This window comes from Aeromonas sp. Y318-1 (assembly GCF_027706125.1).
In the GTDB taxonomy this organism is placed as follows: domain Bacteria; phylum Pseudomonadota; class Gammaproteobacteria; order Enterobacterales; family Aeromonadaceae; genus Aeromonas; species Aeromonas hydrophila.
Genome location: NZ_JAPDCM010000014.1, coordinates 21760 through 45215 on the forward strand (window position 1 = coordinate 21760; position 23456 = coordinate 45215).

21 protein-coding genes and 1 tRNA gene are annotated in these 23456 nt (G+C 61.0%); 8 read left to right on the forward strand and 14 right to left on the reverse strand.

Annotation, left to right across the window (positions count from 1 at the left end):
• Window positions 1–147: 147 nt before the first annotated feature.
• The gene (locus OKB87_RS18890) at window positions 148–1197 is read right to left on the reverse strand and encodes an oxidoreductase (protein ID WP_270828261.1); all 1050 of its coding nucleotides are present in this window, start codon (window positions 1195–1197) and stop codon (window positions 148–150) included.
• 108 nt (window positions 1198–1305) lie between these two features.
• Complete coding sequence (locus OKB87_RS18895; RefSeq protein WP_042065976.1) at window positions 1306–2469, reverse strand: multidrug effflux MFS transporter; 1164 nt, start codon at window positions 2467–2469, stop codon at window positions 1306–1308.
• Window positions 2470–2691: 222 nt separating this feature from the next.
• Here OKB87_RS18895 and OKB87_RS18900 point away from each other — a divergent pair, with 222 nt between their 5' ends.
• Together OKB87_RS18900 and hemW are read left to right on the forward strand one after the other, a co-directional pair.
• Window positions 2692–3288, forward strand: a complete 597-nt coding sequence (locus OKB87_RS18900; RefSeq protein ID WP_011704791.1) for an XTP/dITP diphosphatase — start codon at window positions 2692–2694, stop codon at window positions 3286–3288.
• 134 nt (window positions 3289–3422) lie between these two features.
• The gene (gene hemW, locus OKB87_RS18905) at window positions 3423–4568 is read left to right on the forward strand and encodes a radical SAM family heme chaperone HemW (RefSeq protein ID WP_270828298.1); all 1146 of its coding nucleotides are present in this window, start codon (window positions 3423–3425) and stop codon (window positions 4566–4568) included.
• A 254-nt stretch (window positions 4569–4822) separates the two neighbouring features.
• Here the strand turns inward: hemW and OKB87_RS18910 are convergent, their stop codons facing one another.
• From OKB87_RS18910 to zntR, 3 genes are all read right to left on the reverse strand, one after another.
• The gene (locus OKB87_RS18910; protein ID WP_017410628.1) at window positions 4823–5041 is read right to left on the reverse strand and encodes an alternative ribosome-rescue factor A; all 219 of its coding nucleotides are present in this window, start codon (window positions 5039–5041) and stop codon (window positions 4823–4825) included.
• Window positions 5042–5168: 127 nt separating this feature from the next.
• Window positions 5169–5705 (reverse strand): dihydrofolate reductase family protein, encoded by a 537-nt coding sequence (locus tag OKB87_RS18915; RefSeq protein WP_270828262.1) that lies wholly within the window; start codon window positions 5703–5705, stop codon window positions 5169–5171.
• The gene (zntR, locus tag OKB87_RS18920) at window positions 5695–6132 is read right to left on the reverse strand and encodes a Zn(2+)-responsive transcriptional regulator (protein WP_005309469.1); all 438 of its coding nucleotides are present in this window, start codon (window positions 6130–6132) and stop codon (window positions 5695–5697) included. Before zntR ends, OKB87_RS18915 begins: the two co-directional genes overlap by 11 nt.
• A gap of 411 nt (window positions 6133–6543) precedes the next feature.
• Between zntR and purH the strand changes: the two genes are divergently transcribed.
• The 5 genes from purH to OKB87_RS18945 all read left to right on the forward strand — a co-directional run bounded on the left by purH (window position 6544) and on the right by OKB87_RS18945 (window position 13567).
• Complete coding sequence (gene purH / locus OKB87_RS18925) at window positions 6544–8136, forward strand: bifunctional phosphoribosylaminoimidazolecarboxamide formyltransferase/IMP cyclohydrolase (protein ID WP_270828263.1); 1593 nt, start codon at window positions 6544–6546, stop codon at window positions 8134–8136.
• A gap of 110 nt (window positions 8137–8246) precedes the next feature.
• Entirely contained in the window at window positions 8247–9536 is a 1290-nt protein-coding gene (gene purD / locus OKB87_RS18930; RefSeq protein WP_011704786.1) for a phosphoribosylamine--glycine ligase, read from the forward strand.
• A 264-nt stretch (window positions 9537–9800) separates the two neighbouring features.
• Window positions 9801–10175: a cytochrome b562 gene (locus OKB87_RS18935; protein ID WP_011704785.1), complete on the forward strand. Its 375-nt coding sequence runs from the start codon at window positions 9801–9803 to the stop codon at window positions 10173–10175.
• Entirely contained in the window at window positions 10156–10710 is a 555-nt protein-coding gene (locus OKB87_RS18940) for a cytochrome b/b6 domain-containing protein (protein WP_270828264.1), read from the forward strand. The genes OKB87_RS18935 and OKB87_RS18940 overlap by 20 nt, the downstream gene beginning before the upstream one ends.
• 274 nt (window positions 10711–10984) lie before the next feature.
• Complete coding sequence (locus tag OKB87_RS18945) at window positions 10985–13567, forward strand: alpha amylase C-terminal domain-containing protein (RefSeq protein WP_270828265.1); 2583 nt, start codon at window positions 10985–10987, stop codon at window positions 13565–13567.
• Between the two features lie 428 nt (window positions 13568–13995).
• Here OKB87_RS18945 and OKB87_RS18950 read toward each other — a convergent pair.
• The 5 genes from OKB87_RS18950 to rpsU form a co-directional block, all read right to left on the reverse strand.
• Window positions 13996–14072 (reverse strand) — tRNA-Ile (locus OKB87_RS18950).
• Window positions 14073–14267: 195 nt separating this feature from the next.
• Complete coding sequence (gene rpoD, locus OKB87_RS18955) at window positions 14268–16163, reverse strand: RNA polymerase sigma factor RpoD (protein ID WP_263642045.1); 1896 nt, start codon at window positions 16161–16163, stop codon at window positions 14268–14270.
• A 183-nt stretch (window positions 16164–16346) separates the two neighbouring features.
• Window positions 16347–18134: a DNA primase gene (gene dnaG, locus OKB87_RS18960; RefSeq protein ID WP_242796129.1), complete on the reverse strand. Its 1788-nt coding sequence runs from the start codon at window positions 18132–18134 to the stop codon at window positions 16347–16349.
• Between the two features lie 88 nt (window positions 18135–18222).
• Window positions 18223–18666: a GatB/YqeY domain-containing protein gene (locus tag OKB87_RS18965; RefSeq protein ID WP_016349543.1), complete on the reverse strand. Its 444-nt coding sequence runs from the start codon at window positions 18664–18666 to the stop codon at window positions 18223–18225.
• Window positions 18667–18681: 15 nt separating this feature from the next.
• The gene (gene rpsU / locus OKB87_RS18970; protein WP_005309452.1) at window positions 18682–18897 is read right to left on the reverse strand and encodes a 30S ribosomal protein S21; all 216 of its coding nucleotides are present in this window, start codon (window positions 18895–18897) and stop codon (window positions 18682–18684) included.
• A 179-nt stretch (window positions 18898–19076) separates the two neighbouring features.
• Between rpsU and tsaD the strand changes: the two genes are divergently transcribed.
• A complete protein-coding gene (gene tsaD / locus OKB87_RS18975; protein ID WP_024946180.1) occupies window positions 19077–20090 on the forward strand; it encodes a tRNA (adenosine(37)-N6)-threonylcarbamoyltransferase complex transferase subunit TsaD in 1014 nt (337 codons plus the stop codon).
• An 82-nt stretch (window positions 20091–20172) separates the two neighbouring features.
• On the opposite strand, the gene rpoS is transcribed toward tsaD, so the two are convergent.
• The 4 genes from rpoS to OKB87_RS18995 are packed head-to-tail and all read right to left on the reverse strand — an operon-like array spanning window position 20173 to window position 23456.
• Complete coding sequence (rpoS, locus tag OKB87_RS18980) at window positions 20173–21156, reverse strand: RNA polymerase sigma factor RpoS (protein WP_011704778.1); 984 nt, start codon at window positions 21154–21156, stop codon at window positions 20173–20175.
• Between the two features lie 47 nt (window positions 21157–21203).
• Complete coding sequence (locus tag OKB87_RS18985; RefSeq protein WP_270828266.1) at window positions 21204–22250, reverse strand: peptidoglycan DD-metalloendopeptidase family protein; 1047 nt, start codon at window positions 22248–22250, stop codon at window positions 21204–21206.
• Window positions 22251–22260: 10 nt separating this feature from the next.
• Window positions 22261–22842: a YqaA family protein gene (locus OKB87_RS18990; protein WP_016349540.1), complete on the reverse strand. Its 582-nt coding sequence runs from the start codon at window positions 22840–22842 to the stop codon at window positions 22261–22263.
• Window positions 22839–23456 (reverse strand): protein-L-isoaspartate(D-aspartate) O-methyltransferase, encoded by a 618-nt coding sequence (locus OKB87_RS18995; protein ID WP_011704775.1) that lies wholly within the window; start codon window positions 23454–23456, stop codon window positions 22839–22841. The genes OKB87_RS18990 and OKB87_RS18995 overlap by 4 nt, the downstream gene beginning before the upstream one ends.

The following is a 23456-nucleotide window of genomic DNA, read 5'->3' on the forward strand; positions in this document are numbered from 1 at the left end:
CTGGATGAAAAGAACTACTACAACGACAAACATTAATACAAAACACTGTAAACGGCGCAGTTTTGTACAATAAAACGCCACAGGCCCCGTGGTTGCTGGCAATAAACGGCTACTGCATTGAGCCGACAACCCCGTGCGGGCTGCGCCTCAATCAGACAGGATCTGACAAGCCAGCCGCTTACCCTCGCGAGCGCTGTCGCGAGCCAGGTCCAGCAGCGCCATCACCGCCAGCGCCTCGCCGGCCGGCACCGGGTTCTCCCCCTCCCCACGGATGGCGGCGCAGACGCCGCGATAGTAGGCACCGTAGTCCCCCGCCTCGCCAGCCACGCTCTGCTGCTGTAGCTGACCGTCGCAGATCCGGCTGAGCTGGCCGGGTTCGCTGTCCACTCCCCAGTCTGCCGCCGGCGGCCGCTTGCCGAGCTTGAGCTGCTCCTCCTGCACATCCATGCCGAACTTGATGAAGGAGCCCTCGCTGCCGTGGATGACGAAACGCGGCATGGTGGCCGACACCAGGCAGCTGCCGTGCAGCACGACCCGCATCTCGCCATAGCCGAGCACCACGTGGAAGTAGTCATCCGCCAGGGCACCGGGGCGCTGCTGGGCCAGATCCGCCTGCAACCAGTCCGGCTGACCGAACAGCTGGAGCGACTGATCGAGGATGTGGGGGCCGAGATCGAACCAGAGACCGGAACCCGGACCGCCCGCCTCGCGCCAGCGCTGACGCACCTCGGGACGATAGCGATCGAAGTGGGATTCGAACTGGGCAACCTGACCGAGCGTCCCCTTCGCCAGCAGGCGGCGCACGGTGAGAAAGTCACCGTCCCAGCGCCGGTTGTGGAAAATGCTGAGCAGCCGCTGCTGCTTCTCCGCCAGCTCGACCAGCGCCTTCGCCTCGGCCAGATCCAGGGCGAACGGCTTGTCGATCACCACGTGCTTGCCGGCCAGCAGGGCCTCACGGGCGATGGGGGCATGGGTGTCGTTGGGGGTGGCGATCACCACCAGGTCGACCGACGGGTCCGCCAGCACCTCGGCCAGCGAACCGACCCGGCAACCGGGTAGCTCGGCCTGCACCTTGGCGGCATCGCGGCTCACCACCCAGCCGAGGGAGAGCCCGGGCGTGCTGGTCAGAAACGGGGCGTGAAAGGTTTGGCCTGCAAAGCCGTAGCCCACCAGGGCGGCATTGATTGTGTGGCTCATCCGGTTTTCTCCACGGGTAGCTGTGTCACGGGGTGCAGGCAAACCCTTGCCTGCCAAATAGAGAAGGGGGCCCAAGGCCCCCTGAGTGTGCCCATCAGAGCACAGGATTTATTGCAAACACAAGCGCCGGCCCTGGCGGGTCATCAGCATCAGCAAGGGGGGCAGCAGCAGCCACATGTGCAGCGCCAGCTGGCTGAGCGGATCGTGCATCAGCACGCCGATGAAGCCTACCAGCGCACCTGAGCCGCTCATCTGGAACAGACCGAGCAGGGCGGCGGCGGTGCCGGCGCAGTGGCCAAACGGTGCCAGCGCCATGCCGGCGGCGGCGCCCAGGATCATGGCAAAGCCGATGCTGGAGAGGAACACCGGGCCCATCATGGCCAGCGGATGCTCGATGTGCATGGCCAGAGTCAAGGCGATGGCGGAGAGCAGCAGCACCAGCAGGCCGATGCGCAGGGTGCGTCTTGGCCCCACCTTGGCGATAAAGCGCGGCGCCAGGAAGCAGGCCAGGATGTTGAGTGCCGCGTTGGCGGTGAACCAGTAGCTGAAGCCGCTCATGTCCAGCCCCAGCTTCACCATCAGTTGCACCGGCGCCGCGGTGACATAGGCCAGGATCACCGCCATCGCCAGCATGCACAGCGTCGCGTTGAACAGGAAGCTCGGGGAGCGCAGCACCGGGCTGTAGCGCGACCAGCTGATGAGCGGGCCGCTGCTGCTGGTCTCTTCCGGACGGGTTTCCGGCATCCGCCACAACAGCCAGCTACCGACGATGACCGCATAACCGGCCATGAACCAGAAGTTGGCAGACCAGCCCGCCTTGGCGGTGAGCCAGCCACCGAGCAAGGGGGCCAGCGCCGGAATAAAGCAGATGGCACCGTTCAGGTAGGAGATCATCTGACCGCTCTTCTTGGGGCCGTAGCTGTCACGCACCACCGAGAAGGCGGCCACCGAGGTGGCACAGGCACCGAAGCCTTGCAGCACCCGCGCCAGCATCAGCTCGCCCAGGCTCGCGGCAAAGCCGGCACCCAGGGCGCTCAGACCGTAGAGCAGCACACCGCCCAGGGCGATGGGCTTGCGGCCGTAGCGATCGGCCAGCGGCCCCACCAGCAGTTGTCCCAGTCCCATGCTGAACAGGAACCAGGTGATGGTGCCCTGCATCAGAGTCACCTCGGCCCCCAGCTGCTCGGCCATCTGCGGGATGGCGGGCAGGTAGATGTCGATGGCCAGCGGACTGAACAGCACCAGTAGGACAAGCAAAAGAATCAATGGCATCAGTCACCTCGTGGCATGGGGAAAATAGATTGGGGCGCGAGTCTACTGGCTCACAGTAATGAATTGAAATGGTATTTAATCACTTCTGTTATTCCATTCAGGAAACATTCATTTTATTCACATCTTGCCATGACCCCGGTGAGGGTGGTCCAGGGCAATTGGCGCTTTTCCTGGGCGTCAGCCCCGCATAGAATGCGCAGATTATTTTTGCGGAGGTGCTCGATGAACAAGCTTGTCCTGGCAACAGGGAACCAGAAAAAGGTGAAGGAATTGGCCGCCATGCTGGCCGATATGAAGATCCAGGTGATCCCACAGAGCGAGTTTGCGGTCTCCGATGCCGAAGAGACCGGCACCACCTTCGTCGAGAATGCCATCATCAAGGCCCGCCACGCCGCCCGCATCACCGGCCTGCCGGCGGTTGCCGACGACTCCGGCCTGGAAGTGGATCTGCTGCACGGCCGTCCCGGCGTCTACTCCGCCCGCTTTGCCGGTGAGGGTGCCAGCGACAAGGACAATATCGACAAGCTGCTGGGCGAGCTGAAAGGGGCCCCCGAGTATCTCAAGAGCGCCCGTTTCTGGTGCGTGCTGGTCTACATGCGCCACGCCGACGATCCCACCCCCATCATCTGCCAGGCCAGCTGGGAAGGGATGATCATCGACGAGCCGCGCGGCCAGCACGGCTTTGGCTATGATCCGGTGTTCTTCGTGCCGGATCACGACTGCACCTCGGCCCAGATGCCGGCCGAGCTCAAGAACCAGCTCAGCCATCGTGGTCAGGCGCTGGCCAAGCTGAAAGCGGCCCTGGCGGCGGTCAACTAAAGCGCTGTCTCCCGCCGCGTTGTCATCTACAATGGGGGCCGTCGGCCCCCGTTTCGTTCGCGGCGCCCCGGCCCGTTGTCATCGACGACAAGGGCAACCCGACCCCTGGTGATTTTTTGAATACTGGAAACCCCATGCTGCAACTGCCGCCCCTCTCCCTCTATATTCACGTGCCCTGGTGTGTCCAGAAGTGCCCCTACTGCGACTTCAACTCCCACGCCCAGAAGGGAGAGCTGCCCCACCTCGAGTACGTGGCTGCCCTGCTGGAGGATCTGGAGCAAGACCTGCACTGGGCCCAGGGGCGTCCCCTCTCTTCCATCTTTATCGGTGGCGGCACGCCGAGCCTGCTCTCCTTGGAGGCCATGCAGGCGCTGCTGGACGGGGTGCGCGCGCGCATCGAACTCACCGCGGACTGCGAGATCACCATGGAGGCCAACCCAGGCACAGTGGAGGCGGACAAGTTCGCCGGCTTCCAGCGGGCCGGCATCAACCGCATCTCCATCGGGGTGCAGAGCTTCCAGCAGGAGAAGCTGACCCGGCTCGGCCGCATTCACGGCCCGGAAGAGGCGCGCAAGGCCGCTGCACTGGCTCACGCCATCAAGCTTCCCACCTTCAACCTGGATCTGATGCACGGCCTGCCGGATCAGAGCCTGGCGGACGCGCTCTCGGATCTGCAGCAGGCCATCGACTGCGCACCGCCGCACCTCTCCTGGTATCAGCTCACCATAGAGCCGAACACGGCGTTCGCCTCCAAGCCGCCCACCCTGCCGGAGGATGACACCCTGTGGGACATCTACGAGCAGGGCCACGCCATGCTCACCGCCCACGGCTATCAGCAGTACGAGATCTCGGCCTATGCCAAGGCGGGCTACCAGTGCCGCCACAACCTCAACTACTGGCGCTTCGGCGACTATCTGGGGATCGGCTGCGGCGCCCACGGCAAGGTGACGGATCTCGCCAACCAGCAGATCCTGCGCACCGCCAAGGTGAAGCACCCGAAAGGCTATCTGGACCCGAGCCGCCCCTATCTGGACGAGCAGTGGCAAGTGACTGCAGACGATCTGCCGCTCGAGTACTTCATGAACCGGTTCAGATTGTTTGAACCGGCCCCCAAGGCGGAGTTCGAGGCCTACACCGGCCTTGGCTTGGAACGGGTAGAGACCATGCTGACCATCGCCCAGAGCAAGGAGCTGATCGAGGATCTTGGCGACAGCTGGCAGCTCACCCCCCTCGGCCATCGCTATCTCAACGTGCTGCTCGAGCTCTTTATGGACGAGTGAGCACGGGTTCACTCTCTTGCGGCAAGAGAGTGAATCAGCACCAACGAATAGAGAAACAATCAGGGCGCCATTGGCGCCCTGATTGTTTTGGTTCCAAGAACCTGTTCACGGTCTGTCGCGAGAGGCTGTCAGCAAGGTGAAGAGCAGCGCAGGAACCGGAGTGTGTAAGTACACATGAGGATTCCGAGCAGCACATGAGCCTTGATCACAGCCTCGCAGCAAGATCGTGGACAGGTTTCAAAGCAGAAACCCGCTCAACAGCAGACGCGTACCATCTGCTGTTGGCCGGGCTCCCACCGTTTGCCGTGCTTGGCCTTGCGCTGATAGCTGCCCTTGCCTTTCTTGCTCGGTTCGACCCGGGCCTGAAACAGGGGGGAGGTCACCAGTGCCTTGAGGTGGTTGTCCTGAATGATGCCGCGCTGATGTTCGCAGGCGGGCTCGGTGGTGACCCGGGTCACCTTCTTCTTGGCCATATCGGCTCCTTGATGCAGTTGTGTGTTTGCCCATCGCCCCTGCCACCACGGAACCGGGGCAGGCGGCGAAAAAACGTGCCGATTGTGCACCTCTCCCGGTCCGCCTGCAAGGGGGCTGGTATGCTCCTCAGGCCGGTTGATAGACGACCCGCACCAGCCCGCTTGGCAGCACGCGGCTCGATACCGGCACCAGCGCGCCGGGCAACGGCCCTGCAAAGAGCGGCACCCCGCGCCCCAGGGTGACCGGCACCCAGAACAGGATCAGCTCGTCCACCAGCGCGGCCTGCAGCCCCTGCCTGACCACCTCGCCGCCATCCAGATAAAGATGGCGGCTGCCCGCCAGCCACAGCTCGTCCAGCACCTGCGCCAGCGCCCCCTGCCGAAAGGAGACGTGCTCACGGGGAGCGGCGGGTCTGTGGGTCAATACCACCACCGGCTTGTCGCCATAAAACCACTCGGGAAAGGCCAGCACAGTGTCGTAGCTGTTGCGCCCCATCAGCAGGGTATCAGCGCTCGCCATCAGCGCGCTGTAGCCGGTCTCTTCCTGGGAGTCGCCGTTGTAGGGCTCAAGCCAGGCCAGATCGCCCCCCTCCCCGGCAATGAAGCCGTCGAGGGAGAGGGCGAGAAAGGCAGATACCCGGGGCCGGTGCAGCTCAGTGCTCATGGTCGTGGTGCTCATGACGGGAGGGGGCGCCGGACTCCAGCGTCTCGAGGATGGCGCAGTGCTCCGCCGAGCGCGGGCCGCCGCAGCAGATGTTGGAGAGCTCGCGCAGGTTGTCGCGAAAACGGGTCAGCTCGACGATCTTCTGCTCCACCTGTTCGAGCTTGGTGTCGGCCACCGCCTTCACCTCCTGACAGGTGACCTTGGCCTTGTTGGTATCGAGATCCAGCAGCTCGCCGATGTCGGCCAGCGAGAACCCCACCGACTTGGCGCGGATGATGAACTCCAGCCGCCGCTTGTCCTGCTCGCCATAGAGGCGATAGCCGGACTCGTTGCGAATGCCTGGCGAGATGAGACCATTCTTCTCGTAAAAACGCAGGGTATCCGCCTTCACCCCGCACGCCTTGGCCAGCTCCCCGATCCGATACATGCCTTTTCTCCCGTTGAATTTGCCACACAGCCACAACCGGCCCCCACTATCGCCCCTTTGCCCGGCGATTGCCAGCCGGCAGCGGGAAAGAGGAGGCGGCCACCCTTTTGCCATCAAGAGACTGAAAAGACAAACGTTTCACAAAAACCAGCCAGAAAACGTTTAACACCGCACCAGGCAAGGCTTTGTCACTTTAAAAAATCCACCACGGGTCACATTTTTTGTGTAGAATACGCGCCCACAAGAGAGCGTCGCGTCAAGCGGGCATTTCCTAAAACGCTTTTGCCTGCCGGCAGGTTTTTCAGGCGAGAGCGGTTTGCGAAATCCCCCACTTCCATTTATTTGGGGACTCTCTGTGTTGAGCCTCGCCTCCCATGGAACGGTCCCCGTTATGCTGAGGACGATAGTGTGATGGAACAAGCTCGACCCATTCGCCGTGCACTGCTGAGTGTGTCTGACAAGACTGGCATCCTGGAATTTGCCAAGGCACTCAACGAACGTGGCGTGGCCCTGCTCTCCACCGGCGGTACCGCCAAGCTGCTGGCCGACGCCGGTCTGCCGGTGACCGAGGTCTCCGATTACACGGGATTCCCTGAAATGATGGATGGCCGGGTCAAGACCCTGCATCCCAAGGTCCACGGCGGCATTCTCGGCCGGCGCGAGCAAGACGACGCCATCATGGCCCAGCACGCTATCTCCCCCATCGACATGGTCGTGGTCAACCTCTATCCCTTCGCCGCCACCGTCGCCAAGCCCGGTTGTACCCTGGCCGATGCGGTCGAGAACATCGACATCGGTGGCCCGACCATGGTTCGCTCCGCCGCCAAGAACCACAAAGATGTGGCCATCGTGGTCAAGGCTGCCGACTATGACCGCGTCATCCGCGAGATGGATGGCAACGGCAACAGCCTGAAACTGGCGACCCGTTTCGATCTGGCCATTGCCGCCTTCGAACACACCGCCGCCTACGACGGCATGATCGCCAACTACTTCGGCACCATGGTTCCCTCTTACGGTGACAACAAGGAGGGTGACGAGGAGTCCCGCTTCCCGCGCACCTTCAACAGCCAGTTCATCAAGAAGCAGGACATGCGCTACGGCGAGAACAGCCATCAGGCCGCCGCCTTCTATGCCGAGGAGCAGGCCGCACCGGGCTCGGTGGCGAGCGCTGTCCAGCTGCAGGGCAAAGCCCTCTCCTACAACAACATCGCCGACACCGACGCGGCGCTGGAGTGCGTCAAGGAGTTCGACCAGCCGGCCTGCGTCATCGTCAAGCACGCCAACCCGTGCGGCGTGGCCATCGGCAGCGACCTGCTGAGCGCCTACGAGCGCGCCTGGCAGACCGACCCCACCTCCGCGTTTGGCGGCATCATCGCCTTCAACCGTGAACTGGATGGTGCCACCGCCAAGGCCATCGTCGAGCGCCAGTTCGTCGAGGTGATCATCGCCCCCACCGTCAGCCAGGCTGCCCGCGACGCGGTCGCCGCCAAACAGAACGTGCGGCTGCTCGAGTGCGGTCAGTGGACCGCGCCGGCGCAAGGCTTTGACTTCAAGCGCGTCAACGGCGGCCTGCTGGTGCAGGAGCGCGACCTTGGCATGGTGACGCTGGGGGATTTGAAGGTGGTCAGCAAGCGTCAGCCCACCGAGGCCGAACTGAACGACCTGCTGTTCTGCTGGAAGGTGGCCAAGTTCGTCAAATCCAACGCCATCGTCTATGCCAAAGACGGCCAGACCATCGGCGTCGGCGCCGGCCAGATGAGCCGCGTCTACTCGGCCAAGATCGCCGGCATCAAGGCCGAAGATGAAGGGCTGACCGTGGCGGGTTCCGTCATGGCCTCCGATGCCTTCTTCCCGTTCCGCGACGGCATCGACGCCGCAGCGGCCGCCGGCATCTCCTGCGTCATCCAGCCCGGTGGCTCGATGCGCGATCAGGAGGTGATCGACGCCGCCAACGAACACGGCATGTGCATGCTGTTCACCAACATGCGCCACTTCCGTCACTGATGGATCAGGGCCGCCGCCGGCGGCCCTTTTGTTGTCTCTTTTCACCTGGCTATTTTCACCGGCGCAGGCCCCAAGCCCGCCCGTGACCCCGAATAGAAGCGAGCGATACGATGAAAGTACTGATCATTGGCAACGGCGGCCGTGAACACGCCCTGGCCTGGAAGGCCAAGCAATCCCCTCTGGTGACCCGGGTCTTCGTCGCCCCCGGCAATGCCGGCACCGCCCACGAAGGGAGCATCGAGAACGTGGCCATCTCCGCCACCGACATACCGGCCCTGCTGGCGTTTGCCAAGGAGCAGCGCATCGGTCTGACCATCGTCGGGCCGGAAGCGCCGCTGGTGAAAGGGGTGGTCGATGCATTCCGCGCCGAGGGGCTGGCCATCTTCGGCCCGACCGCCGCCGCCGCCCAGCTGGAAGGATCCAAGGCGTTTGCCAAGGATTTTCTGGCCCGCCACGCCATCCCGACCGCCGAGTACCAGAACTTCACCGAGGTGGAGCCGGCGCTGGCCTACCTGCGCGAGAAAGGCGCCCCCATCGTCATCAAGGCTGACGGCCTGGCCGCCGGCAAGGGGGTCATCGTTGCCATGACCCTGAGCGAAGCGGAAGAGGCGGTCCGCGACATGCTCTCCGGCAACGCCTTTGGCGACGCCGGGGCCCGGGTGGTGATCGAGGAGTTTCTGGACGGGGAAGAGGCGAGCTTCATCGTCATGGTGGACGGCGAGCACGTGCTGCCGATGGCCACCAGCCAGGATCACAAACGGGTCGGCGATGGCGATACCGGCCTCAACACCGGCGGCATGGGCGCCTACTCCCCCGCCCCCGTGGTCACGGCCGACGTGCACCGCAAGGTGATGGAGCAGGTGATCATGCCGACCGTGCGCGGCATGGCGGCCGAGGGCAACGTCTACACCGGTTTCCTCTACGCCGGTCTGATGATCGACGGCCAGGGCAACCCCAAGGTGATCGAGTTCAACTGCCGCTTCGGCGATCCCGAGACCCAGCCCATCATGCTGCGCATGCGCTCCGATCTGGTGGAGCTCTGCCTGGCGGCCTGCGCCGGCAAGCTGGATCAGGTCGAAGCCATCTATGACCCCCGCGTCGCCATCGGCGTGGTGCTGGCGGCCGGCGGCTACCCCGGTGACTACCAGCAGGGCAAGCCCATCAGCGGCCTGCCGGTGGAAGAGGCGAGCGGCGAGAAGGTCTTCCACGCCGGCTCGCAGCTGGAAGGCGATACCGTGGTGACCGCCGGCGGCCGCGTGCTGTGCGCCACTGCCCTCGGCCACAGCGTGGCCGAAGCGCAAAAACGGGCCTATCAGCTGGCGGGTCGCATCAAGTGGGACGGCGTCTTCTACCGCCACGACATCGGCTGGCGCGCCATCGAGCGTGAACAGCAGCAGTAATGAACAGGGCCCGCAAGGGCCCTCTCTTCATCTGGCGTTATCTCGCGGTCACGCAGCCCGGCAGATGGCTCGAATGGCCTGGTTCGCTTGGCTCAGCAACTTCCTTACATCTCCCCCTTCCCTGTTACCCTTTGTGACAAAAAACAGCAATATTCACAAACAGTTCACGCACTGTCATGGCATCATGCCTGTGATGAATCCGAACAAGGGTTCATAAGAAGCCACACAAGATCGATAAGCATGTCGTTTAAATAAGGAAATCCCATGTTGAAAACTGTTCGCCCCCTGTTGCTGCCCCTGATGTTTGGCCTGATGACCCTGCCCGCCATGGCCGGTGAGCTGGAACAGCCGATGAAGAAGATCGGCTTCAACTACAAGCAGGCGGTCAAGGCCGACGATGCCGCCACCATGGAAAAATACATCAACGAGATGAAGGCGCAGTTCGACATCGCCAAGCAGAAGAACATGCCGGCCGCCAAGAAAGAGAAGTTCCTGGAAGGCATGAACGAAGTGCAGACCGAACTGGATGCCAGCCTGGCAGCCCTCAAGGCAGGTGACGAAGCCAAGGCGCGCGAGCACCTGGCCAAGGTCAACGACCTGAAGAAGGAGTACCACAAATATGCCAAGCAAAAAGGCTGATCCCTTCCACTGGGATAGTCTGGTCCGCCTCACCCACTGGGGTGTGGCGGCCATCTGTATCGGCAACCTCTGGCTCAACGAGGCGGGCGAGGAGTGGCACGAGCGGCTGGGTTACCTGGCCATTGCCCTGATCAGCCTGCGCCTGGCGTGGGGGCTCTCGTTTGCCAAGGGCCATGCCCGGTTGCGAGCCCTCATCCCAAGCCGGGAAGATTTTCGCCAGCAAGCGGTGGAGCTGCGCGAGCGCACGCCACCGGCCCCCGGTCACCACGGCAGCGGCAAGCTGGCGGTCTGGACGCTCTGGCTGCTGATCCTGGCCACCGCCGGCACCGGCTGGTTCCAGAATACCGAGATGGGGTTCGAGCTGGGAGCGGACGACTGGCACATCTGGTGTACCTGGGCCCTGCAGGGCATGATAGCGCTGCACCTGCTGGCCATCCTGTTCACCTCCTGGCGCCAGCGCAGCAATCTGGTGAAGCGCATGTTGCCAAGGCGCCGTGACAAGGCCCGGGCCTTGCCGCAGGAATCCGACGCCTGAATACTCATGGGGCCCTGCTGGGCCCCTGTTCATTGCTCTGCCACTCCCCTGATCCCACACTCCCTGCGTGTCCCCAGCTCTTGCCCTCTCTTTCGCCACCTGCATCGCTAGGGGCCATGAAAGCATTTTCATTCACATTTCTTAATTAATTCAGGCTGTTCGATTTTCAACCACTGCGATTTCATGAATGCTACTGAGCTGAACGAGGTTGTTTGTTGTCCGTTCGACTACACGACAGTGATATGTCAATAACAAGATCGAAGGGAAAATCGTCATGCACAGCACACTGCTTCGAACCGCCCTGCTGACGGCGGCACTCGGCTCTTTCAGCCACACTGCCACCGCCGAAGGGGTCATGGTTCACCTGTTCCAATGGAAGTTCAACGACATCGCCAACGAGTGCGAAACCGTGCTCGGGCCCAAGGGGTTCGGGGGCGTCCAGATCACCCCACCCGCCGAACACAAGCAAGGCAGCCAGGTCTGGTGGACCGTCTACCAACCCGTCAGCTTCAAGAATTTCAACAGCTTCGGCGGTAGCGAGGCGGAACTCAGAAGCATGATCGCCCGCTGCAACGCAGCCGGGGTCAAGGTCTATGCCGACGCCGTCTTCAACCAGCTGGCATCGGGCTCCGGCACCGCCACCGGTGGCGGCAGCTACAACGCGGGGCAGTACCAGTATCCCCAGTTCGGCTACAACGACTTCCACCACAGCGGCGACATCACCAACTACGGTGACAGCAACAACGTCTGGAACGGCGCCCTCTACGGCATGCCGGACCTCAATACCGGCTCTCCCTACGTGCAGGATCAGATCGCCACCTACATGAAGACCCTGCTCGGCTGGGGCGTGGCGGGCTTTCGTATCGATGCGGCTAAGCACATGGCCCCGACCGATGTGAAGGCCATCCTCGACAAGGCGGGCAGCCCCAGGGCCTACCTGGAGGTGATCGGCGCAGGCGGTGAATCCGCCGACATCCAGCCGGGTCGCTACACCTACATCGACACCGTCACCGTCACCGACTTCAAATACGGCACCGATCTGGCCGCCAACTTCAACGGTCAGATCAAGAACCTCAAGACCCTGGGCGAGAGCTGGGGCCTACTCCCCTCCGCTAAGGCCTTCGTCTTCGTGGTCAACCACGACCGCGAACGCGGCCACGGTGGGGGCGGCATGCTCACCTTCATGAGCGGTGCTCGCTACGATCTGGCCAACACCTTCATGATGGCCTGGCCCTATGGCTGGAAGCAGGTGATGTCGGGCTATCGCTTCGAAAACATGAGCGCCTATGAAACCGACAAGGGAGCGCCGGGCAGCACACCTTGCACGGACAGCCAGTGGAACTGCGAACAGCGCCGGCCGACCATCATGAACATGGCCCTGTTCCACAACCGGACCGAAGGCCAGCCGGTCAACAACTGGTGGGACAACGGCAACAACCAGATCGCCTTCAGCCGCGGTGACAAGGGCTTCGTCGCCATCAACAACGAGAGCGGCAGCCTGGTGGCCTCGCTGCAGACCGCGCTGCCGGCCGGTGAGTACTGCAACCTGCTGGGCGGCAATGACTACTGCAGCGGCGGCTATGTCACCGTCGACGGCAGTGGCAAGACCAGCCTGAATGTGCCCGGCATGAAGGCAGCAGCCATCATCGCCGGTTGCACCAAGGCCAGCCCCTGCGGTGGTTCCCCCCTGCCGGGCACCAAGTTCAGCAGCATGAACCTGCGCGGTACCCACAACGCCTGGGGCAATACCCCCATGACCGTCGATGCCAACCGTGTCTGGTCAGCCACCCTCACCCTGACCGGCAACGGTGACGCCACCGGCACCCAGCGCTTCAAGTTCGACGTCTTCGGCAACTGGGCCGAAAACTACGGCGACAACGAAGGGGATGGCATCGCCGACAAGGGCAGCAGCAAGGATATCTTGGTCAGCGGGGCGGGCACCTATCGCATCACCCTGAACGAAAGCGATCTGCGTTATACGGTCACCCCCCTCACCAGCAACCAGGCGCCGGTGGCCGCCCTCTCTCCCAAGACCCTCAGCGTCAAGGCGGGTGAGAGCGTGGTCTTCGATGCCTCCGCCTCCCGCGACGACGGGGGCGTGGTGAGCTACAGCTGGTCCAGCGGCGGCACCGCCGCCACCGAGACGGTCCGGTTCGATACCCCGGGCACCCATACCGTGACGGTCACCGTGACCGATGCAGAAGGGTTGACCGCCAGTGCCAGCGCTACCGTGACCGTCACCGACGACAACGGCACCTACGCCAGCGTGCTGCCTACCCTGAATTTCCGCGGCACTCCCAATGCCTGGGGCTCCCTTGCCATGACGCTGGTCGCCGACAACCAGTGGGAGGCTCTCGTCACCTTCGATGGTCAGGCAAACCAGCGCTTCAAGTTCGACGTCAAGGGGGACTGGAGCAAGAACTATGGTGACACCAACAAGGATGGAGTGGCCGAACTGGCCGGCAGTGACATCCTGACCTCGGTCACCGGCCAGTATCGGGTACGCTTCAACGATCAGACCCTGCAATACAGCCTGACCCCGATCAGCGTCGGCTACGCGAAGAACTTCGCCAGCCTCAACATTCGCGGCACCACCAACAACTGGGGCTCCACCCCCATGTCGCTGGTAGGCGATCACCTCTGGCAGGCCAGCGTCACCTTCACCGGTAGTGGCGATGGCAACGGCGGTCAGCGCTTCAAGTTCGACGTCAAGGGCGACTGGACCCAGAACTACGGCGACACCAACAGGGACGGTGTGGCCGATCTAGCCGGCGCCGACATCACCACGGCCGTGGTCGGTGTCTATGTGGTGCGTTTCAACGACCAGACCCTGGCCTACAGCCTGAACGCCCAGTAAGGCTACACTCGGTCACCAGACCCTGAAGCACTGACCCAGGCCTTCCACCATCGGTGGGAGGCCTTTTTTATGGCGTCATGCCACCGCTCTTCCAGCCTTTCGGTAGGCTGATGCTCTGGCGCCATGTCCAGGCTCATCTCAAACCATGCCATCTCTCAACGCCAAGAAAAGGAGCGAGCAGCCCATCTCACACACAAGCCGAACGGCATGATCACATGACCAGCTTGCTCGGCACCCTTCCTCGTTAAGAAGGCCGCCACAGCAAGGCTCTACGACGCCTCACGGTGCGAGACCTTGTCCGGTTCTGGCTGTTTGAATTGCACTATACGCCGCACTCTAGGCCGCACTATGGAGCTCATGCCTAGAGGTCGGCGCCGGTGAACGCCAGAAACGACAAAGCCGCTCAAGAGAGCGGCTTTGTCTGAAAATGGTGGCCCCTGGGGGACTTGAACCCACGACCAATCGATTATGAGTCGACTGCTCTGACCAACTGAGCTAAGGGGCCATTGATACTGGTTTGCGGCGTGGATTATAGGGGATGGCGGATACCCCGTCCATAGGCATATCAACCACTTGGCGAGATTTCATCCATATTCAAGCGGTTCCGTGGCTCATCTTCACACCCCCGTCACCACAGATAAAACAAAGCCCCGCATGGCGGGGCTTTTTGACAGCGGTTACGGGTTGGACCCGCCCGGGATTACTCGTCCAGGAAGCTGCGCAGTACTTCGGAGCGGCTCGGGTGGCGCAGCTTGCGCAGCGCCTTGGCTTCGATCTGACGAATACGCTCACGGGTAACGTCGAACTGCTTGCCCACTTCCTCGAGGGTGTGGTCAGTGTTCATGTCGATACCGAAGCGCATGCGCAGTACCTTGGCCTCGCGGGCGGTCAGGCCGGCCAGCACTTCGCGGGTGGCGTTGCGCAGGCTCTCGCTGGTGGCCGCATCCGCCGGCAGAGCCAGGGTGGTATCTTCGATGAAGTCGCCCAAGTGGGAATCTTCATCATCACCGATGGGCGTCTCCATGGAGATGGGCTCTTTGGCGATCTTCAATACCTTGCGGATCTTGTCTTCCGGCATGCCCATACGCATGGCCAGCTCTTCCGGGTTCGGTTCACGACCCATCTCCTGCAGCATCTGACGGGAGATACGGTTGAGCTTGTTGATGGTCTCGATCATGTGTACCGGGATACGGATGGTACGGGCCTGATCCGCAATGGAGCGGGTAATGGCCTGACGGATCCACCAGGTCGCATAGGTCGAAAACTTGTAGCCACGACGGTATTCGAACTTGTCTACCGCCTTCATCAGACCGATGTTGCCTTCCTGGATCAGATCCAGGAACTGCAGACCACGGTTGGTGTACTTCTTGGCGATGGAGATAACCAGACGCAGGTTGGCCTCGACCATCTCTTTCTTGGCGCGGCGGGCCTTGGCCTCACCGATGCTCATGCGACGGTTGATGTCCTTGATCTGGGCGATGGACAGACCGGTCTCTTCCTCGATCTGCTGCAGCTTGCCAATGGCGCGCAGCACATCTTCGTCCATCTCGACCAGACGCGGTGACCAGGCCTTGCCGGCCTGCTTCTGGTACTCGAACCAGGCAGTTTCGCACTCGTTGTTGGTGAAGGCCGCGACGAAGGTCTTCTTCGGCATCTTGGCCTGCTCAACGCAGAGTTTCATGATGATGCGTTCCTGCACGCGGACCCGCTCCATCATCTCGCGCATGTTGTTGACCAGGCGATCGAACTGCTTGGGCATCAGGCGGAATTGACGGAATACATCGGCCAGCTGGGCAATCGCAGCCTGAGTATCTTCGTGCGCACGACCATTCTGCTGAATGGAGAGACGGGTTACTTCGTACTGGGCGCGCAGATCACCGAACTTCTCGCGAGCGACTTCCGGATCCGGACCACCGTCACCATCATCGTCGGAGTCATCACCATCACCGTCTTCGTCTTCATCTTCGTCTTCGTCTTCGTCAGCCAGATCTTCTTCGCTGAGCTCGGAGCCGATGTGAGTAGCGGTCGGGGCGACGTCATCGGTCTCGTTGGGATCGATGAAGCCGGAAATGATGTCGGACAGACGCAGCTGTTCCGCTTCGTATTTGTCGTATTGTTCAAGCAGATAGGTAATCGCTTCCGGGTACTCGGCGACGGAGCTTTGTACCTGGTTGATACCGTCTTCGATGCGCTTGGCGATGTCGATTTCGCCTTCGCGAGTCAACAGTTCGACGGTACCCATTTCCCGCATGTACATGCGGACGGGATCGGTCGTGCGACCAATCTCGGATTCAACAGATGCCAGTGCCTGGGCCGCTGCTTCGGCAGCGTCCTCATCGGCGGTACCACCTTCAGCCATGATAAGGTCATCGGCATCCGGGGCGTTTTCCACCACTTGAATGCCCATGTCGTTGATCATCTGGATGATGTCTTCGATCTGGTCAGAGTCGACAATGTCTTGCGGGAGGTGATCGTTCACCTCGGCATAGGTCAGGTAGCCCTGTTCTTTACCTTTGGCAACGAGGAGTTTAAGCTGAGACTGCGGGGTTTGCTCCATAGAACTCATCCGGTTGGTGTTGCTAGGTTGCGCGTACAGTGCGCTGCTGCGCAAATAGCCAATTCTAATAGAAAACCGCCAGACATGCTATGTCTGGTTGCGGCGTCGGTCATGAGAAACCCCTGCCCGCAGTATTGTCGGGGCCAGGCGGTTATAAAATGTTTGCTTTTAATCCCGTCGATTCGGGCAACGGTATTCATATTGGGGTTAATCACTCAAATATCAAGCCCCACTCTCATTTCTTTTCTCAATTTGCACCTCTCTGATCAGCATCATCAGCTCCTGAGTTTCCTCAGAGCTTAGCCCTTCCTGTGCCACCTTGGCCTGCAATTCCTCGATGCGCTGCTTCAGGAACAGGTTGATGAAACCGACGAAAGTATCCTGCAATTCTCCCAGAATATCCGGCTCCTGGTCGAGTTTTACCTCTTCAAACAGATCGTGCATTGCCAGTTGCGCCAGGATCTCTCCCTCTTTGGTGCCACGCCAGTGCTCCAGCAGGATGCCCGTCGTGACCCCGGGTTGAGTCAGGATCTGTTGATGCAACTGCAGCAGGAATTTGATGCCCTGCAGGCGCAGTCCGGCCAGTTCAGGCATGGGCGGCAGCTCGGCCGTGATCGCCGGATACTGCACCATCAGTGCCAATGCCCGGCGCAGCGGCGTCAGCTTGGCCGCCTTGGGCTTGTTGACCTCGGCCTTTGGCTGACTGTTGCGGGCAAACAGTTCGGCGATCCGCTGCTTGTTCTCCCCCCAACGCATCATGCTGGAGAGGCGGGTGATCAACCCCTCACGCGTGAACCCTTCCGGGACTCGCCGGATCAGCTCGGCGGCCTTGTTGGCCACTTCGAACTTGCCCGCTTCACCGGAAAGAGCCGCATCGCGCCCGAGGCGCTCAAACATGAAGTCGGCGAACGGCTGGGCCTGGTCGAGCAGAGCTTCAAATCCCTCCTTGCCTATCTGGCGCACCAGCGAGTCAGGATCCTCCCCATCCGGCAAAAACACGAACTTGAGTTCACGGCCGTCCTGCAGATGGGAAAGTGCATTGTCCAGCGCCCGCCAAGCCGCTTCCCGACCGGCATTGTCGCCGTCGTAGCAGCAGACGACCTCGGCCGTGGTACGAAACAGGGTATGGATATGGTCGCTGGTGGTCGCGGTGCCCAGCGCCGCCACCGCATAATCGATGTCGTACTGGCCGAGCGCCACCACATCCATATAGCCTTCCACCACAAGGATCCGGCGCGGATCCTTGTGTGCCTGCTTGACCTCGTAAAGGCCGAACAACTCTCGCCCCTTGTGGAAGATGGGTGTTTCCGGCGAGTTCAGATACTTGGGCGTCCCCTCCCCCAGCACCCGGCCACCGAAACCGATGACCCGGCCACGCTTGTCACGGATCGGGAACATGATGCGATCGCGAAAGCGATCATAGCTGCCGGGCCCGCTGTCACGAGTGATCAGCATGCCGCCCGAGATGAGTAACTGCTCGTGCTCCCGGCTGGCACCAAAGCGCCGACGCACCTGATCCCAATCGGCAGGGGCATACCCGATGTTGAAGCGCTTGACCACTTCACCGGTCAGACCGCGCCCCTTCAGGTATTCCACCGCCTGCGGCGCGTTCTTGAGATTGCTCTCGTAGAAACGGGCAATCTGGTTCATCAGCTCGAACAAATCCTTGCTGACCGCAGGTTGGCTACTGCTCGCCCCACCTGCTGTCTGCTCACGGGGAACCTGCATGCCGTGCAGGCTGGCAAGTTCCTCAATGGCATCGGGAAATTCGAGCCCGTCATACTCCATGACAAAGCCGATGGCATTGCCGTGAGCGCCGCAACCAAAGCAGTGATAGAACTGCTTCTCCTGACTGACAGTAAAAGAGGGGCTTTTTTCGTTATGAAAAGGGCAGCAAGCCTGGTAGTTCTTACCGGCTTTCTTCAGCCGCACCCGCGAGTCGATCAACTCGACTATATCGGTGCGTACGAGCAGATCATCGATGAAGGATTGTGGGATCCTGCCTGCCATAACCGTCCTGTTTCATTGCATAGAAAATAAAAAAGCCGCGCATTCCCAGGGAAGCACGGCTTCTTTGACCAAACAAGAGAGTTGCCTGTTACGCCAAGCGGGTTTTCACCTGAGCACTGACGGCGCCGACATCGGCACGCCCCTGAATTTTCGGCTTCAAGACAGCCATGACTTTGCCCATGTCAGCCATGACGGCAGCACCACTTTCAGCGATGGCTTGCTCAATCAGTGCGGCAATTTCGGCTGCGGTCAGCTGTTGCGGCAGGAACTCCTGCAACACAACGATCTCTGCGGACTCTTTGTCGGCAAGATCCTGGCGACCGGCAGCTTCGAATTGACTGATGGAATCACGACGCTGTTTGACCATTTTGGTCACCACAGCGAGGATATCCTGATCATTGAGCTCGACACGGGTATCAACTTCACGTTGCTTGATTTCAGCCATCAACAAACGGATCGCTCCCAAGCGAGCCTTGTCTTTGGCAAGCATGGCGAGTTTTTGTTGATCCTTGAGTTGATCCTTCAGCGACACGGCATGAACCCTTGATTAGTACAGGCGGATACGACGTGCGTTTTCGCGGGACAGCTTCTTGGCGTGACGCTTAACGGCAGACGCTTTGGCACGCTTGCGAATGGTAGTCGGCTTCTCGTAGAACTCACGGCTACGAACTTCGGACAGGATACCGGCTTTTTCGCAAGAACGCTTGAAGCGACGCAGAGCAACGTCAAACGGCTCATTTTCACGGACTTTGATTACTGGCATGTGCCTTTCACCTCAGTGATAAATTGTTAGCTGACCTTCAATCGATCAGCATGTCTTAAAATGGTGCGAAATTATACTCTGGACAGGGAATGAAAGTAAACCCGCAGAGATCGCTCTGGTTTAAAAAACCCGCGAAGGTTACCATAGCCGTCTCATTTTAGCAGTGAAATTTTTTAGCAATGCGTGTATTGGGCATAGAGACATCCTGTGACGAAACCGGGATCGCGATCTTCGACGATCAAAAAGGGATCCTTTCCCACCAGTTATATAGCCAGGTCAAGCTGCATGCGGACTACGGCGGCGTCGTTCCCGAGCTGGCCAGCCGGGATCACGTCCGCAAGACGATCCCCTTGATCCAGGCCGCGTTGCGAGAGGCGGGACTGGGCAAGGACGACATCGACGGCATCGCCTACACCGCAGGTCCAGGCCTGGTTGGCGCCATTCTGGTGGGGGCCACCATCGGCCGCTCGCTGGCGATGGCCTGGAACAAACCGGCCATTGCCGTGCACCACATGGAAGGCCACCTGCTGGCGCCCATGCTGGAAGAACGAGCCCCCGAGTTTCCCTTCGTGGCGCTGCTGGTTTCCGGCGGTCACTCCATGCTGGTACGGGTCGATGGCATCGGCAGCTATCAGCTGCTGGGCGAGTCGATCGATGATGCTGCAGGCGAAGCCTTCGACAAGACGGCCAAGCTGATGGGACTGGATTACCCAGGCGGTCCGCTGCTCTCTCGGCTGGCGGAGAAGGGGACCACCGGGCGCTTCACCTTCCCGCGTCCCATGACCGACCGCCCCGGGCTCGACATGAGCTTCTCCGGCCTCAAGACCTTCGCCGCCAACACCATCGCCGCCAACGGTGATGATGAACAGACCCGCGCCGATATCGCCCGAGCGTTTGAAGACGCGGTAGTCGACACCCTGGCCATCAAGTGTCGCCGCGCCTTGAAGGAGACCGGCCTCAATCGCCTGGTGGTGGCCGGCGGCGTCAGCGCCAACCGTCATCTGCGCGCCCAGCTGGCCGAGCTGATGGAGAGCCTCAAGGGGGAAGTGTTCTACCCGCGCACCGAATATTGCACCGACAATGGCGCCATGATCGCCTATGCCGGCATGCAGCGCCTGAAAGCCGGGGTGTTCGAGCCACTGGCAGTCAAGGCCGTGCCACGCTGGCCGCTGGATACCCTGGATCCGGTTTGATCCAGCGGATCCAGTCAGCATGAAAAAGGGGCCTTCGGCCCCTTTTTGTTTTGCTTGGTAAGGATCTTCACTCTCACAGCCATTAGTTGGTACGGAACAGCGCCTCGATGGAGAGTCCCTGCCCCAGCAGGATCTCCCGCAAGCGGCGCAGCCCTTCTACCTGGATCTGGCGAACCCGCTCGCGGGTCAGTCCAATCTCGGCGCCCACGTCTTCCAGAGTCGCCGGCTCATAGCCGAGCAGACCGAAGCGACGGGCCAGCACCTCGCGCTGCTTGGGGTTCAGCTCCTCCAGCCAGTGCACTATGCTGGCGCGCATGTCGTCATCCTGGGACTCCAGCTCAGGGCCCATGCCGCGCTCGTCGGAGAGCACATCCAGCAGCGCCTTGTCGCGATCGCCACCGATAGGGGTATCGACCGAGGTGATCTTCTCGTTGAGCTTGAGCATGCGATTCACATCGTCTACCGAGCGATCCAGCGCGAAAGCGATATCTTCCGCCGTCGGTTCATGATCGAGCCGATGGGAGAGTTCGCGGGCGGTGCGCAGATAGACGTTCAGCTCCTTGACCACATGAATGGGCAGACGGATGGTACGGGTCTGATTCATGATGGCCCGCTCTATGGTCTGACGGATCCACCAGGTGGCATAGGTAGAGAAACGGAAGCCACGCTCGGGATCGAATTTCTCGACTGCGCGGATGAGGCCGAGGTTGCCCTCTTCGATGAGATCGAGCAGCACCAGGCCGCGGTTGTTGTAGCGACGGGCGATCTTGACCACCAGTCGCAAATTGGACTCGATCATGCGCTTGCGGGCGGCTTTGTCACCTCGCAAGGCACGACGGGCGTAATAGACTTCTTCTTCGGCGGTGAGCAACGGGGAAAAACCAATCTCCCCGAGATAGAGCTGGGTGGCGTCCATCACCTTGTTCAGTTCAGGCGCCATCAGTTCATCGGAAATCGTCTCTTCGGCCTCGGCCGCGACTTCCTGAACTTCTTCCTCTTCGTGGGTCTCCAGCTCTTCGTCGAACTCTAACTCTGCATCCTGCATAACCAGTTGTTCTTGGCTCATGGCGTGTCTCCCTGACCGGCACCAGAGTAAGACTTAACTCTCTGGGTCTAACGCTTTGGCAAATGGCTCATCGGGTTAATCGACTTGCCTCTGTACCGGATTTCAAAGTGCAATCGCACATCCGGCGCGTCCGTGCTACCCATGTTGGCAATGACTGATCCGCCTTTGACGCTATCCCCTTCCTTCACTCGCAACTCATCGTTGTGAGCGTAAGCAGAGAGGTAGTCATCATCATGCTTGAGAATGATCAGCTTGCCATAACCCCTCAGTGCGCTACCGGCATAGACGACCTTGCCGCCGCTCGCCGCGTAGATGGGTTGCCCCTTCTGACCGGCGATATCTATGCCCTTGTTACCCTGTTCTGCAACAGAGAAACCTTCGACGATCCGGCCCTTGGTAGGCCAGTGCCAAGATAGCTTGCTGTAGGAATTGTCTGATTTTTGTTCTTTTACCTGAGCGTATTCTTTTGAAGATGGCTGAGCAATCGTTTTCTGTTTGATAAATGGAGTGGTCGTACCTGAGGTCGCTGGCGCCAGGGGTTCGGGGCCGGAGCTCTGGGTCACCACCGGGCGCGTCGCCGCCACCATCTGGCTACTACCGCTGCCGCTGCTGGCGGACTGCACATTCAGCACCTGCCCGACCTGCAGGGCGTAGGGTGCCTGCAGATTGTTGCTTTGTGCCAGAGTCTGATTCGACATGCCAAACTGGCGGCCAATGCTGCTCAGCGTATCCCCTGGACGAACCTGATAGGTACCTGCACTGCGCGCAACAGCCATGGTGCTGCCGGAAGCATCGAGCCGGATCTGTTGACCCGGATAGATGTTGTAGGGGGGGCTGATGCCGTTGAGACTGGCCAGCGAGGGCACGTCATTGCCCGAATTGAAGGCGATGGAGTAGAGGGTGTCCCCTTTTTTCACCGTGTAGCTGTTGCCCTGAATGGCGGGCTGGGCCGCTATCTGGCGAGCCGGAATGGTAGAGACGAGACCATCATTGCCCAATCCTTGTACCGGAGCAGCAGTCTTACTGGAAGAGCAAGCGAGCAGCAGCCATGACAACACGACGACACTGCTTCCTTGCCAAACACGCGAACGCATAGTGGATCCTTTAACGACTAAACCAGAAATAGGCCACAACGGCCAAACCAATACAGAGCCAACCCAGCACATCCACATAGTGCATCAGCTTGCGCTCCATCTTCTCGCCACCCCAGCGCATCAGACCTGCCACCAGGAAAAAGCGCATGCCACGCCCGATCAGCGAGGTCACGATGAAGGGCAGCAGTGCCATTTGCAACAGGCCGGCCGTCACGGTAAACACCTTGTAGGGGATCGGCGTGAAACTGGCAATAAAAATAACCCAGATGCCCCACTGCTCGAACCATTGCCGGGCCAAGGCAATCTTGTCTTCATAACCCACCGAGACCACCAGCGGCTGGACCACTGGCTCCCACAGGGCATAACCGAGCAGATAGCCGAACAGCGCGCCCAGCACGGAGAACAGGGTCGCCAGTGCGGCGTAGTGCCAAGCCTTGTGCGGTCTGGCCAGCGCCATGGGGGCCAGCATCACGTCCACCGGAATGGGCCAGAACACCGACTCGATGAAGGCGGTGATCGCCAGATACCAGGGGGCATACTTGTGGCGTGCCCACTGCATCACCAGCACATAGAGGCGGGAAAACAACTTCACTCGACATCTCCGTCAATCAGGGGGACAAAACGGACCGGCTCCAGGATCCGGCTGGTCAGCTGGGAGCCCGACCGCTCGATCAGCTGCAGGGTCTGCTGGCTGTCCCCCACCGGCAACACCAGCCGGCCACCGTCGGCCAGCTGGTCGGTAAGGGCCGTCGGCACCTCGCTGGCGGCCGCCGTGACCAGAATGGCGTCGAAGGGGCCCTTGTTGGGCCAGCCCAGCCAGCCATTGCCGTGCTTGGCGGAGACATTGTGCAAATCGAGCTGACGCAGCCGGCGCCGGGCCTGGAACTGCAGCGACTTAATCCGCTCCACCGTGTAGACGTGCTCTACCAGATGAGCCAGCACCGCCGTCTGGTAACCCGAGCCAGTGCCGATCTCCAGCACATGGGCCGGATCGTTCTGGATCAGCAGCTCGGTCATCCGCGCCACCATGTAGGGTTGCGAGATGGTCTGACCGTGGCCGATGGGCAACGCCGTATTGTCCCAGGCCTTGTGGGCCATGGCTTCATCCACGAACAGCTGGCGCGGCACCTTGGCAATCGCCGCGAGTACGCGGAAATCGCGAATGTCCTGCGCGATCAGCTGGTTTAACAGGCGCTGTACTATCAC

Excerpts from the sequence above, each read along its gene's own strand:
- OKB87_RS18890 (WP_270828261.1), bottom strand. The coding sequence starts at position 1,197 with ATGAGCCACACAATCAATGCCGCCCTGGTGGGCTACGGCTTTGCAGGC.
- OKB87_RS18895 (WP_042065976.1), bottom strand. The coding sequence starts at position 2,469 with ATGCCATTGATTCTTTTGCTTGTCCTACTGGTGCTGTTCAGTCCGCTG.
- OKB87_RS18900 (WP_011704791.1), top strand. The coding sequence starts at position 2,692 with ATGAACAAGCTTGTCCTGGCAACAGGGAACCAGAAAAAGGTGAAGGAA.
- hemW (WP_270828298.1), top strand. The coding sequence starts at position 3,423 with ATGCTGCAACTGCCGCCCCTCTCCCTCTATATTCACGTGCCCTGGTGT.
- OKB87_RS18910 (WP_017410628.1), bottom strand. The coding sequence starts at position 5,041 with ATGGCCAAGAAGAAGGTGACCCGGGTCACCACCGAGCCCGCCTGCGAA.
- OKB87_RS18915 (WP_270828262.1), bottom strand. The coding sequence starts at position 5,705 with ATGAGCACTGAGCTGCACCGGCCCCGGGTATCTGCCTTTCTCGCCCTC.
- zntR (WP_005309469.1), bottom strand. The coding sequence starts at position 6,132 with ATGTATCGGATCGGGGAGCTGGCCAAGGCGTGCGGGGTGAAGGCGGAT.
- purH (WP_270828263.1), top strand. The coding sequence starts at position 6,544 with ATGGAACAAGCTCGACCCATTCGCCGTGCACTGCTGAGTGTGTCTGAC.
- purD (WP_011704786.1), top strand. The coding sequence starts at position 8,247 with ATGAAAGTACTGATCATTGGCAACGGCGGCCGTGAACACGCCCTGGCC.
- OKB87_RS18935 (WP_011704785.1), top strand. The coding sequence starts at position 9,801 with ATGTTGAAAACTGTTCGCCCCCTGTTGCTGCCCCTGATGTTTGGCCTG.
- OKB87_RS18940 (WP_270828264.1), top strand. The coding sequence starts at position 10,156 with ATGCCAAGCAAAAAGGCTGATCCCTTCCACTGGGATAGTCTGGTCCGC.
- OKB87_RS18945 (WP_270828265.1), top strand. The coding sequence starts at position 10,985 with ATGCACAGCACACTGCTTCGAACCGCCCTGCTGACGGCGGCACTCGGC.
- dnaG (WP_242796129.1), bottom strand. The coding sequence starts at position 18,134 with ATGGCAGGCAGGATCCCACAATCCTTCATCGATGATCTGCTCGTACGC.
- rpsU (WP_005309452.1), bottom strand. The coding sequence starts at position 18,897 with ATGCCAGTAATCAAAGTCCGTGAAAATGAGCCGTTTGACGTTGCTCTG.
- tsaD (WP_024946180.1), top strand. The coding sequence starts at position 19,077 with ATGCGTGTATTGGGCATAGAGACATCCTGTGACGAAACCGGGATCGCG.
- rpoS (WP_011704778.1), bottom strand. The coding sequence starts at position 21,156 with ATGAGCCAAGAACAACTGGTTATGCAGGATGCAGAGTTAGAGTTCGAC.
- OKB87_RS18985 (WP_270828266.1), bottom strand. The coding sequence starts at position 22,250 with ATGCGTTCGCGTGTTTGGCAAGGAAGCAGTGTCGTCGTGTTGTCATGG.